At 58.8% G+C, this 12,603-nt stretch carries 7 protein-coding genes; 3 read left to right on the top strand and 4 right to left on the bottom strand.

What is annotated here, in order from left to right; translation table 11 throughout:
- The first annotated feature begins 29 nt into the window (after positions 1–29).
- The 3 genes from TERRO_RS05790 (at position 30) to TERRO_RS05780 (ending at position 4,539) form a co-directional block, all read left to right on the top strand.
- A complete protein-coding gene (locus TERRO_RS05790; RefSeq protein ID WP_014785061.1) occupies positions 30–896 on the top strand; it encodes an inositol oxygenase family protein in 867 nt (288 codons plus the stop codon).
- A gap of 165 nt (positions 897–1,061) precedes the next feature.
- The gene (locus TERRO_RS05785; protein ID WP_014785060.1) at positions 1,062–2,225 is read left to right on the top strand and encodes a phosphatidylinositol-specific phospholipase C1-like protein; all 1,164 of its coding nucleotides are present in this window, start codon (positions 1,062–1,064) and stop codon (positions 2,223–2,225) included.
- 88 nt (positions 2,226–2,313) lie between these two features.
- Complete coding sequence (locus TERRO_RS05780; RefSeq protein ID WP_014785059.1) at positions 2,314–4,539, top strand: GH92 family glycosyl hydrolase; 2,226 nt, start codon at positions 2,314–2,316, stop codon at positions 4,537–4,539.
- Position 4,540: 1 nt separating this feature from the next.
- On the opposite strand, the gene TERRO_RS05775 is transcribed toward TERRO_RS05780, so the two are convergent.
- The 4 genes from TERRO_RS05775 to TERRO_RS05760 form a co-directional block, all read right to left on the bottom strand.
- Complete coding sequence (locus tag TERRO_RS05775) at positions 4,541–6,139, bottom strand: PQQ-dependent sugar dehydrogenase (RefSeq protein WP_014785058.1); 1,599 nt, start codon at positions 6,137–6,139, stop codon at positions 4,541–4,543.
- 123 nt (positions 6,140–6,262) lie between these two features.
- Positions 6,263–7,297 carry a DUF6807 domain-containing protein gene (locus tag TERRO_RS05770; protein WP_014785057.1) on the bottom strand — a complete coding sequence of 345 codons (1,035 nt, stop codon included), beginning with the start codon at positions 7,295–7,297 and terminating at the stop codon, positions 6,263–6,265.
- Positions 7,287–8,633: a Gfo/Idh/MocA family protein gene (locus tag TERRO_RS05765; protein WP_014785056.1), complete on the bottom strand. Its 1,347-nt coding sequence runs from the start codon at positions 8,631–8,633 to the stop codon at positions 7,287–7,289. Before TERRO_RS05765 ends, TERRO_RS05770 begins: the two co-directional genes overlap by 11 nt.
- 132 nt (positions 8,634–8,765) lie before the next feature.
- Positions 8,766–12,251 carry a carboxypeptidase-like regulatory domain-containing protein gene (locus tag TERRO_RS05760; protein ID WP_014785055.1) on the bottom strand — a complete coding sequence of 1,162 codons (3,486 nt, stop codon included), beginning with the start codon at positions 12,249–12,251 and terminating at the stop codon, positions 8,766–8,768.
- Positions 12,252–12,603: the final 352 nt, after the last annotated feature.

The following is a 12,603-nucleotide window of genomic DNA, read 5'->3' as shown; positions in this document are numbered from 1 at the left end:
GACTCCCTGTGGCCCCAAGGAGTCGTCCCATGAGCACAGCCGTCGCAACACCCTCGTCGCACAATCCCCTCGGAGACATGGATGAGTGGGATGAGTTTCTGGAAGGCCGTTACAAGGAAGGCAAGACCGAGACGGAGTTCCGTCAGTACGACGCAGAGGCAAATCCCGGCGTCGCTGAGTTCTATCGCCTGAATCACCTTCACCAGACCCATGAGTACGTTCTGGGTAAGGAGAAGGAGTACTTCGGGCTGACGCGTGGCGAGAAGAGCATTTGGGAAGCAGCGGAGTTCCTGAACACCCTCGTTGATGACAGCGATCCTGATACCGACCTGACGCAAATGGAGCACCTGCTACAGACCTCGGAGGCGATGCGCGCCAACAACGAGCCGCGCTGGATGGTTGCAACCGGCTTCGTGCATGATCTCGGCAAGTGCCTTTGCCTGTACGGCGAACCGCAGTGGGGCGTTGTGGGCGATACCTTCCCAACCGGCTGCGCCTACTCGGACCAGGTCGTCTTCCCGGAATACTTCAAGGCGAACCCCGACTTCAACAACCCGGTCTTCCAGACCAAGTACGGCATCTACGAGCCAAACTGCGGCCTGGACAAGGTCAAGATGAGCTTCGGTCACGACGGCTACATCTACGAAGTGATGAAGAATCACCTGCCGATGGAAGCGCTGTACATGCTGCGCTACCACTCGTTCTACGCATGGCACCGCCATGGAGCGTACGACCACCTGTGCAACGAACAGGATCGCGCCATGCTGCCCTCCGTACTTCGCTTCAACCCGTACGATCTCTACTCCAAGGGCAATACCAAGCCAAACCTGGCTGAGCTGAAGCCGTACTATGACGACCTCTTCGCGGAGTTCTTCCCCTCCAAGCTCGCCTGGTAACTTGGACAAGCCCATCAACGCCAGAAAGCCCCGACTCCTCGGGGCTTTTTTGGCGCCAGGGCTTCCTTCCGTTCACACTCATCTTTTAATCTTGGCCGTGCACACTAGCGCCAGGAGCGGCTCAGGCTACTCCAGGCTCTTTAATCTGTAATAGAAGGACAGTTCGTGAAGCGATTCGCAATTGCACTCATGGCAGTAGCTGCAATGTCACCCGCGCAGAGCAGGCAGGACGCAGCAAAGCAGGATAAGACCCTGAAGCTGAACCAGATTCAGGTCATTGGATCGCACAACAGCTACAACCTGGGCTTTGCGCCCAGCGAAGCCGCGTATCTGAAGTCGGTCAAACCGAAGTCATACGCCTCTCTCGAGTACGCGCATAAGTCGCTTGCCAGTCAACTCGACGGTGGCGTGCGTCAGCTTGAGATCGACGTATTCCCGGATCCGCAGGGCGGTCGCTTCGCACACCCCAGCATCATTAAGCTGACCAAGGATAAGGGCCTTCCCGAAGATCCGTATTTCGATCCGAAGCACGAGATGGAGAAGCCCGGTATCAAGGTCATCCACGTCCAGGACCTGAACCAGCGCTCGTCGTGCCCGTTGTTCAAAGAGTGCCTGAAGCAGGTCCGTGACTGGTCGAAGGCGCACCCGAACCATGTGCCACTCTTTCTGCTGATTGAAAACAAGAGCGGCAAGAGCAACATGCCGGGTGGCGTGGATGTTCCGGCATGGACGGCAACCGAGTTCGACGCGCTGGACAAAGAAATCCGCTCTGTCTTCTCCGACAAGGAGATGATCCTTCCCGACCAGGTTCGTGGCTCGTACAAGACGCTGCGCGAAGCCGTGATGGCGGGCAACTGGCCCACGCTGGCCGAGTCGCGCGGCAAGGTGATCTTCCTGATGGATCAGCGCAACGCGAGCCCCGTCTACCTTGTAGGGCACCCAAACCTCAAGGGACGCGTACTGTTCACGCATGCCATTCCGACCGAAGACGACGCAGCCTTCGTTGAGATGAACGGCGGCACGCAGGCAGAGATCGATTCCGTTATCAAGCAGGGATTCATCGTCCGCACACGCACAGACGAAGGCACCGTGGCTGCGCGCGATAACAACACCACCCGCCGCGATGAAGCACTGAGCAGTGGCGCAACGATGATCAGCACGGATTACCCGCTCTCCGAACCATCGGTCTGGAGTGGCTATTCCGTCGGCTTCCCTGATGGCATGCCTGTCCGCTGCAACCCTGTCAGCGCTCCGCCAACGTGCAAGGAAGAGCTGTTGGAGCCCGGCGCGAAGAGCGCTGGCAAGCCATCCGCACAGCATCAACCGTAAGATAGTTCCGCTGCCCTGTTTCGCCCCGTGACGATAGTGAACGCGGTGCGAAACAGGGCGCAGTTCTAAGTACGAGGTCGCTCCGTTGATGAAGAGGTTGTTCTGCCTGATGCTGCTCACGCTTGGCGCGCGTAACGTTGTCGCTGCCGCTGCGCCACCACGCGATGCCGTCTCGTACGTGAACCCTCTCGTTGGCACCCAAAAGAGTTCTATCGGGTATGGCGGCACCATGCCCTTCGTCACGGCGCCCTTCGGCATGACGAGCTGGGTTGCGCAGACGCGCCAGAACAAGATCAGCATCACGTCGTACAACTACGACGACAAGATCATCAGCGGCTTCATCGGCACACACCAGCCCGCCATCTGGATGGGCGATTACGGTTATGTCACCATCGTCCCGCAGTCTGGCGCCCTGCGCACGAAGCCGGAAGATCGCGCCGTCGCCTTCCGCCATGAAGACGAGACCGCTCGTCCCGACTACTACGCCGTAACGCTCGCCGATGGCCTGCGTGCGGAGATGACGGGCAGCGACCGCGCAGCACTCATGCGTTACCGCTTTCCGAAGACGGGCGATGCACGCATCCTCGTCGAAGCCTCACGCCCCGGCATCAACGGCTTTGCCAATGTCGACCTGAAGCGGCGTGAGATCACCGGCTACAACCCGCACCGCATGGATGCGCACCTGGGTCCGGACAAAGGCGCAGCAGCGTTACCGTCCTTCAAGGGATACTTCGTCGTGCAGTTCCGTGAGCTGCCGCGAGCCGGCAACACCTACGGCATGAACGATGCCAACGCCTACCGTGGCGCCTACGTCGAGTTCACTCCCGGTGCAGACGTCGAGATGCGCGTCGGTACCTCGTTTCTCAGCATCGATCAGGCGCGCGAGAACCTGCAGCACGAAATCCCAACGTGGGACTTCACCGCAGCGCAGCGTAAACTCCGCGCTCAGTGGAATGACAAACTGCAACGCCTGCAGGTAAGCGCGAGCAACAGTGAGAAGGCGAAGCTCTACACCGCGCTCTATCACGCGATGCTTTATCCGCGTGAGTTCTCGGAGTACGGCCGCTACTACAGCGCCTTCGACGACACGATGCACACCGGCGAGAGCTACACGGCCTACTCCATCTGGGATACCTTCCGAGCCGAGAACAGCCTGATCACGCTGATGGCCCCCGAACGCGTCGACGGCATGATCACCGCTCTACTTCAGAACTTTAAAGAAGGCGGCTGGATGCCGAAGTGGCCGAACCCCGGCTACACCAACATCATGATCGGCACGCACGCGGATTCGCTCGTCGCAGAAGCCATCCGCAAAGGCTTTCATGGCTTCGACCGTGAACTGGCATGGAAGGCCGTCTACAAAGACGCGATGTCCCCACCCGACGGCGACACCACGCGCCGCTGGCTGGACCGTGAGGAGCACACGCCCTACGAGGCGCGCGCCGGCCTCACCTACTACAAGAGCCTCGGATACATTCCGACGGACAAGACCGATGAAGCTGCCAGCCGCACGCTGGAGGACAGCTACGACGACTGGTGTGTGGCGCAGGTAGCGCAGGCGCTCGGCAGAACGGACGATTACAAATTCTTCCTGCATCGCTCACTGAACGGTCGCAACCTCTTCAACTCGAAGCTCTCGCTGATGAACGGCCGTACCAGCGATGGCAAGTGGGCTCCCATTGGTGGCACCGACGACACGAACGAGAACCGCGCCGTCTCCGGCTGGACAGAGGGTGATGCGTGGGTCTACACCTACAGCATGTTCCACGACCAGGCAGGCCTGATGCAGCTGATCGGCGGCGCAGACAAGTACGCAGCACAACTGGACAAGCACTTCGCTGAAGGTCACAACGTCCACAAGAACGAGCCCAGCCACCACTACGGCTACCTGTACGACTTCGCAGGACAACCATGGAAGACACAAGCCCGGGTGCGTGAGATTGCTGCGAAAGAATACGGCAGCGGCCCCGGCGGACTGGATGGCGATGACGATTGTGGGCAGATGTCCGCATGGCTGCTCTTCACGTCGTTCGGCTTCTATCCCGTAAACCCGGCCAGCGGCGAATACATGATTGGCTCGCCAATCTATCCGCGCATGAGCCTGAAGCTGGCCAACGGCAAGACCTTCACCGTCACAGCTCAGAACAACTCAAAGACCAACGTGTATATCCAGTCGGCCTCTCTTAACGAGAAGCCTCTGGATAAGCCGGTCCTTACATGGGAGCAGATTCAGGCTGGCGGCACGCTTCGCTTCGTCATGGGCGCACATCCATCGCAATGGGGCAGCAGCTATCGCCCCACTGCGGTGGAATAGTTCACTTCGCCGTTACACCCGTCACGGTGCGCAGCATGCCGTCGCTCTTGCTGATGATGTAGATGTTCTGCGCATTGTCCATCACCAGGCGAATGTCCGCTCGTCCCTTGCCTACGGGCGTTCCATAGCCGGGCATATATGGCGCGACGCCACCGCGCGCGTGATAGGCAGCCGTCACGATCGGCGCAAGGTTCGGATAGGTCTCCGTCTTGCCCTGCGGGTCAGTGTATTCGATCTGCACCGGATGCATCGTCGCCATGGTGGCAGGATTACCGTCGTCCGCCGCGATCATCTCGTGGATGTCCGCCCACCAGATGCGCCCGGTGGTGATGTCGCCGAAGAGGAACTTGTCCTTGAGCGCAGCGATCTTACCCTCATAGACGAAGCCGCTGGAGATCGCATCGCCGCCACCGTCCTTGTGCGGGTAAAGCAGCACAGGATACGTCGGCTTGACCATCTCCGTCCCTGGCTCGTCACCAATGCGCACCGGGATACGGTCATCCGCGGGCAGAGCCTCCGTCCGGTTGTTCGCCTTCAGGTGTTCATTTCCCTCACGCTCGGAGTAGCCGTAGTTTGCGCCCTTGTGGATGATGTCGACCGTCTCCCACGTAGCCAGACCGATCACGTTGACGATCAGGTACGGCTTCTTTCCATGCGGGTCGACATACCAGGTCAACCGGTGCGGATTGCGCAGGCCGTATGCCCAGATCTCACCATAGGCGCCAGCGGTATTCACAAAAGGATTGTCATCCGGAATGCGGTACCGCCCATTCGGACTTACCTTGCTTGTCTTGGTATGTTCCGACAAATCCGGGATGATCCGCAGGATCTTGCCCACCATCGTGTCCAGCCGCTGCGGGTTGTTCCGCGTAATGGGCTTCAGGGTCTCGCCCGAACCACCATCACCGCTCGACACGTACATCACGTGCCACTCTGGACTGCCCTTGCGCGCCGTGGGGTCGAAGGTGATATCGCCCATCGGGTGGATGTGGCCGAGATAAGGTATGCGCAAAACCTCGCGCGCCGTGCCCTGAAATGTCTTGTCAGCCGTATTGGTATCCGTCCACTCAATCAGCACGCACTCACGCTCTGCTGGCCCCGAGGTACGCACAGGCGCCGTCGTCTCATAGCCAGTGACGTTCAACCGCGGAACGCTTGCATTGTCCGGCACGGCAGACGCAGTAACCTTCGGGTCTTCCATGTGAATGGTGTAGAACTTGCCGTTGTGCCGGTAGTCCGGGTCGAACTGAACCGTGATCAAACCACTCTGGTAGCCGGTCGCAAAGTTCAGGCGATGGAAGATGCCCTTCCGACCATCGCGGCCATTGAAGTCAAGATACGTCGTCAATTCCTTGGTCTTCTTGTCCAGGATGTATAGCGGCCCGTTCAGATTGCTCAGGAACACGCGTCCCCGGTCCGGCCCCGGCTCCTCCCGCAGAAAGTTCACGCGAGAGATCTCTCCCTGCTGCTGCGTCGTAGGATCAAGCTTCTCCGCCGATGGAAGTGTCAGGTAGTCGCGCACCTGCAGGGTGATCGCTGGTGCAGCCTGTTGCGCGCCGGCAACCGAAGCGACACATCCTACTACCGCGACCCTGAGCAACGACGTGCGGAACTACTTCCTGTTTCCCATACTGAGCTTCAAACCTCTGCGCAAAAGATTCGAAGCGATTGCCTGTTCATGACAATCGCTTCTGTGGGGATATCTGGTGAAAGATCCTTGCCCTTACTTTACCTTCGCGAACGCTGCTTCCGCCGCATCAAGCTGCTGCGGAGTCATCGCGCTGGAATGCAGCAGGATGCGGTAGCGAAACGTTGCGGACTGTCCCTGCGCAATGGTGAAGTTGTGCTCGGGTGCCTTTGGGTCGAAGACATGGTCGCCCAACGGATTCGCGGCGAACAAACCGTAGCCGCGGGCATGCCAGTACGTCGGAAATCCAGGATTGACCGGGTTATCGAGGATCACGACCGTCTCTGTCTTGCCTTCGGGACTTGTCCCGGTGAGCGCACACCAAGCACCGCGTGTGCTCCAAACCTTGTCGCCGCTGATACCCGCGGAGGTACGGTAGACGCCCGTTGCTCCGCTGGTGTCTGCAGTCTCAACCTTCGTCGGACGGCCGGACGCATCATTGAATGTGCCGCCCTTCTCCGTCGGTGACTCCAGGAAGTGTGCCACGCGCATCCCGAGCAGACCTTCTTTGTCATCCTTAAAGGTCACGGGCTTCAGCGCGGTCAGTGTGGCGATACGATCGATGGTCCGCGTGCCATTCTCTGCGCGAAAGACGTAGCGGGTCAGTTCTTTGAGCTGATCCGTCCCGGTTCCGTCGGTCCAGATTGACTCCGTTACGATCTCGCCCTCTTGCTTACCGGATTTCGTTGAGACGATCCGTGTGTGGTGGATAGAGCCCATCTTCGGCTTCTGGGCCGCAGGAATCGCACTGGAATTATTCCAGAAGTCGAAGCCATTCACGTTGCCATAGTTGAACCAGACGCCCGCGTGATGCGGATGGTCGACACGCTCCCCTGGCCGCGGCTCCAAAGGAAAGCCGCGAGTGACCGTGGTGCCATCCGGCGCAACCAGCGGATAGAGCACTGGCTTATCGAGGCTCGTCGGCCACATGTAGCTGGTGAAGGGGTGACCATCGACCGTGACATCGATGCGGTGGTCTGCCTCATGCGGTGTCACCGTAACCTGCGCGTGTGCCGCGAGCGCCAGTGCGCCCACGGCAACCGCAGAAAGAGCGATTCGCTTACCCGACAAGCTTGCCTCCAGCGACGACCTGCTGCGCCTTGTCGTCGAACGTCACCTTGGCACCGGTCTGCATCGCAGCAATGCACATGCAGAGGGCTACCGAGTGGCTATAACCCGCGTCCACACTCGCATTCGGTGTCTTGCGGTTACGGACGCACTCCATCCAGTTGCGCATGTTCGCGCTCGTCTGGGGATCGGCGCCAGTATTGGCATCGTTCGAGACCTTCTCAACATCACCAAGTGAAAACGTCTTCAACTGCCGCGGCTGCATCTTCATCTCGGCAGCGTACTTGGCAGTCAGACCACCCTCGTTCGTGACGATCTGCTTGTCCATGTCGAGCGAGCCGCCAACGGAACGATAGATCTCCTTCACGCCGCCAGCCTCATTGGTCTGCCGCGACGAATAGATCACCTGGAAGCCCTTGCTCATGTCATCGAGCGGGCCATAGTCAAAGACGGCGGTGAGCGTATCCCAATTACTACGGCCATCATGCCAGGCATAGATGCCGCCGTTTGCAACGACCGAGCGCGGCCGCGGATATCCGGTGAACCAGTGCACCGTGTCGATCTGGTGGACGAGCCACTGATCCGGAATGCCAGAGGAGAACGGCCAGAAGAGGCGAAACTCAAGATACTTGCGAGCGTCAAAGGGCTGGTACGGGTGGTTGCCCAGATAGCGCTTCCAGTCCGTATCCGCTTCCTTCAGAAGCGGCACAACATCCGGGCGGCGCCAGCGGCCAGGCTGATTTACGTTCCACGTCATCTCGACATTCACGATGTCGCCGAACTCACCGGACCGAATGTAATCGAAGGCGCGTTGGTAAGACGGTGTGGAGCGGCGCTGCGTACCGATCTGCACAATCTTGCCGGACTTGTGAACGGCGTCGCGGATTGCGCGAGCATCGCCCATGGTGTGCGCCATTGGCTTCTCAACATACGCATCGCGGCCATGATTCACCGCTTCCACGCCGTGCATCGCGTGCTGGAAGTCGGCAGTCGCGATCAGGACTGCATCGACATCTTTACGTGCATAGAGTTCGTCATTGTTCCGCACCGCGTCGACCTTGCCGCCGCCCATCTTTTTGCTGACGAACGCAGCGCCTTCATCCCGACGCTTGTTCCAGATGTCAGAGACCGCGACAAACTCGAAGTTCATCTCTTTCGAGTGCTGCAGAAACGAAGGGATGAGCGCCGAGCGCATGCGATCGCCCGCTCCAATCACGGCGGTACGCACACGGTCATTCGCACCAACAATCGCGGCGTAGCTTTTCGCATCCCAGACAGTGGCGGCGGCAGCAACGATACCGGCCTGCTTGATAAAGCCGCGGCGGGTTGTTTCACTCATGTTCTAGCTCCAGATTCAATCAGCAGGAGGATAGTCAATCCCTGCTTGGCTTTTAGATTACGGGGACGAAGTATTTCTATGTGCGGACAACGACGGCGCGGGCCTGGGCCCGCGCCGTCGTCTCATGTGAGGTTAGAAGGTGAAACGACCAGCCGCCTGGAAGATGCGTGGGTCGCCGGCTGCATTCGCAAAACCGAAGGTGGAACTGCTGGGATTCGAGGTCGTGAAGCCAGTCTGCGTAAAGTTTGGGTGGTTAAGAACGTTGAAGCTCTCCAGACGGATCTGGAACTTTAACTGCTCATACACACTGAAGTTACGACTGACGGAGACGTCCACGTTGTATTGCCCCGGAGTCCGGAGAAAGTTACGTGGCAGGTTCCCGAACGTACCGGTCGGAGCTGCGGTGAACGCTGCCTTGTTGAAGAAGAAACGGTTACCTCCCGCAGCAAGACTGGTCACCTTCACGTTTGTGCGAAGGGGAACACCCACCACAAGGTTAGGGCGATCCTGACCCTGGGCAGTCAGCGAAACGTCCGACCCCGTGGTGACATTGATCGGCAAACCGCTGGTCATACGGATTAACGGAGCAATCTGCCATCCGTTTACGAGGGCGCCGGTAATACCGTGCAGGCTGGTGAACTTGCTCTCGGTAACAAAGGTGATGTTGGCGATATGACGCACGTCGAAACCGCATGCACCATAATCGCCGCGTGGGTTTGCGGTGTTCTGCAGAAACGATTGCGCAATGTCGCCCTGATTATCGACCAGGTCCAGGCACTTGGACCACGTGTAATTCGCCAGGAAGTTGAAGTTCCCCCGGCGGTGCTGCACGGTAAAGATACCGCCGTTGTAGTTCGAGTACCCGTGATCATCGATGACCGTAAACGTGGGTGTGTAGTAAACACCCTGCGCCGGGTTAGCAAGCGATAGCGGCGTACGCGCGTTCGCATTGGCTGATGCCGTCGTAGAGCAGGCCGAGCCAGCAGCAGGCAAGTTTGCTCCAGTCAGTCCTCCGCACGATCCGGCAGCACCCGTCGAGTTGCCAGGAATGTAAGTGGCCCGGTTTGGATAGACACCCATGTACTGGTGAATATTCCGATTGCCTAGGTAGTTAGCTGAGAACGTCCAGCCCTTGCCCAGTTCCTGCTGCAGGCTCGCCGTCCACTGATAGATGGCCGGGGTACGAGCGTCACGCTTCATGATGACGTACGCGCTTTGCGTGGGGAAAACCGATGTCTTATCCGGCGGAAAGACACCTGGGAAGGGACTGCCACCAGCATAGCCATTGTAAGGATTGGCAAAGGAAAGATTTCCCGTGATACCGATCTCATTGGTGAACGGCGCATTGGTGATCTGCCGCTGATTCAGGTACAGGGCCGGGCTGTCGTACATCACGGCTCCACCTGCGCGGAAGACTGTCGTCGGATGAGGATTGATCGCAATACCCACACGCGGTGACACGTTATTCAGGCGGTTGTTCGTCAGGTTCTTGGGAACGCCAGGATCGCCGGGATACAGCGTGCCGGCAGGCGCATTGGGATAGATGACCGAGTGCGTGTTGCTGTTGAAGGCCGCCTGATCGAAGGTGCTGCCGCGGCCGAATCGGTCCGCCTGGAACAGCATCGGCTCATAGCGAAGGCCGTAAGTGATGGTCATGATGCTGGTAGCGTGCCACGTGTCCTGCGCGTAACCGGAGAAGATGTTCTCGCGGAACGATGTCTGTTGCGACCGGCTCTGACCAAAGCTCTGCATACGACCGGTGAGGAAGTCGATCATGCCCTCACCAACATTCCTGTTGTTTACGCCCGAGAGCTGGCCGTTGAAGGTGTACTGACCGTTCTGCAGGTAGCCGGCATTCGTGTTATCCGCCGCGCGGATATACTCTGCGCCGAAGGCAAACGAATGCTTGCCGTGCTGATAGTCGATGTCATCGGCAAAGTCCTCACTGTTGCTGTTGAAGAAGCCCGGCGAGCACGTACCGCAACCGGCGGACGGGCCGTTGGTGACGGACAGGCGGAAGTCTACCGGCACATACGCATACACGTTCACGCCCAGCGTGGTCGCGTTGATGCCGCCCGCTGTCGGCCCGCGATTGTTACGGCGGCGAGCCCACGTCGCGTGGAACGTGTTCACCATGTTCGGCGAGATATTGAAGATGTCACCGATCGTAGCGGTCTGCACGCGCTCATCATTGCCCGCAGTCGTCGTCAAAAGAATATTCGTCGGCGAGTAGTAGGACGGCGCGTTGTAGTTCGTGATGTAGTAACGCGTGTAAAAGGTGTGACGCTGCGAAATATTCCAGTCCACGCGGCCAATATACTGATCTTCCTTATTGTTGGCTGGGAGAGCCACACTCGCCAGGCCGTACTGATCTGCCTGCGCAAGCGGCAGATACTTCACAAAAGCCAGCGACTGTGCCGAGTAAGTTGCCGGATCAACCCTACGGTAACCCGCTGTTCCCGCTGTCGTGTTGATCCTTGCGCCATTGGAAGGATTCACTAGATTCGAGCCGTCCGCTGCGTTCTTGGCGCAGGCGCCGCCCATCTGGCTGAAGTCGCCGGCAAGCTCCGCGGGCGTAGGCAGGCAGTAGTTCGTCGCATTACCAACCTGCTTATTCCGCGTGCCCTGATAGCCGCCGAAGAAGAAGAGCTTGTCCTTGATCAGGTGTCCGCCAAAGGTGCCACCAAACTGGTTGCGCTTCAGCGTGTCGCGGATTGGTGCACCCGTGGTCGTGTTGACCGAGAAGAAATTCGTCGCATTGATGACGTTGTTCCGAATGAACTCAAAGACGGAGCCATGCCACTTGTTCGAACCCGAAACAGTAACTGCATTGACCAGAGCGCCGGGGTGAAGGCCGTTGCGTGCAGGCAGTGAGTTCGATTCAACCGAGAACTCGCGCAGTGCATCCGGGAAGGGATACGGCAGGTTCACGTTGGTGAAGTTATCCGTGTGATATCCGCCGTCCAGCACGTAGTTGTTGTAATTACCCTGCCCGCCGGCGACCGCAATTACCGTCGAGGACGCATAGTTCTTCGATCCAACCATATCGCCGCTCGGAGCAGTGACAGCGCCGCCGGTGACCAGCACCAGCTGAGTGGCCTGGCGTCCATTTAGAGGCAGCTCATTAATGCGTTGCTGGTCGACGACCTGCTTGTAATTAACGGTCTCGGTCTCCAGCGCAACCGCGCCAGTCTGCACTTCGACGACCTGGGTCTCGCTGCCGATCGTAAGTGGCGCGTCCACGGTGGCATTGTTGCCCACCTCAAGCGTGCCGCTCTGCTTGAAACCGGAGAAGCCAGGAGCTGCGACACTCAGCGTGTAGGCGCCCACCGGCACGTTGGGCACGGAATAGTCGCCGGAAGCGGCAGTCTTAACTTCACGCCGCGCACCCGTCTCGGTACTGACAAAGACAACTGTCGCATTCGGGATTCCAGCGCCCGTAGGGTCTTTCACCGTTCCCTGAACGCTAGCGGTACCGGCAGCCTGCGCATGCAGCAGGGCCGGCGACAGAAGTACGGCAGCAGCGGCAAGCGGCATGATGGGAAATGCGGCGACACATGCGTAGGTCCGCATCCTGCGACGAAGCCAGGATCCAGGAGTAATTGCGTTGGCCTTCATAAGCTCCTCAAAAACGAATCCGCATGTGTCAGCCGGTTTCGTGACGAAACGTTTTTGTCAATTGGATCGCGGAGAAATTAAGGGGACCACCGGACGTCTGTCAATAGCATCTTGCAGTACAACGTGTGCATGCAAAGACGATAACGTCTAAGGTACACATTCTCAGTGATTTGAGGGTGCTATGGCAAGGCGGGCTGAATCGCTGCTGAGGGTAGGTTTGACCACTCGGACGGCCGACTCTGTTGTCCATGGGCATCACAGAAGGGTGGCCGTTCCCAACTGCCCACGGGTCTAAAAAACGTTTCGGAGAGGGTTACCCACGCGGCGCGCACTGCAAACCTGGAACGCAGAA

It is taken from the genome of Terriglobus roseus DSM 18391, from assembly GCF_000265425.1.
Classification (GTDB): Bacteria; Acidobacteriota; Terriglobia; order Terriglobales; family Acidobacteriaceae; genus Terriglobus; species Terriglobus roseus.
The sequence above is the reverse complement of the archived record's forward strand: the minus strand, read 5'-3'. Positions and strand labels throughout refer to the sequence as shown.

Coding starts and splice junctions, on each gene's coding strand:
- TERRO_RS05790 (WP_014785061.1), top strand. CDS start 30: ATGAGCACAGCCGTCGCAACACCCTCGTCGCACAATCCCCTCGGAGAC.
- TERRO_RS05765 (WP_014785056.1), bottom strand. CDS start 8,633: ATGAGTGAAACAACCCGCCGCGGCTTTATCAAGCAGGCCGGTATCGTT.
- TERRO_RS05780 (WP_014785059.1), top strand. CDS start 2,314: ATGAAGAGGTTGTTCTGCCTGATGCTGCTCACGCTTGGCGCGCGTAAC.
- TERRO_RS05760 (WP_014785055.1), bottom strand. CDS start 12,251: ATGAAGGCCAACGCAATTACTCCTGGATCCTGGCTTCGTCGCAGGATG.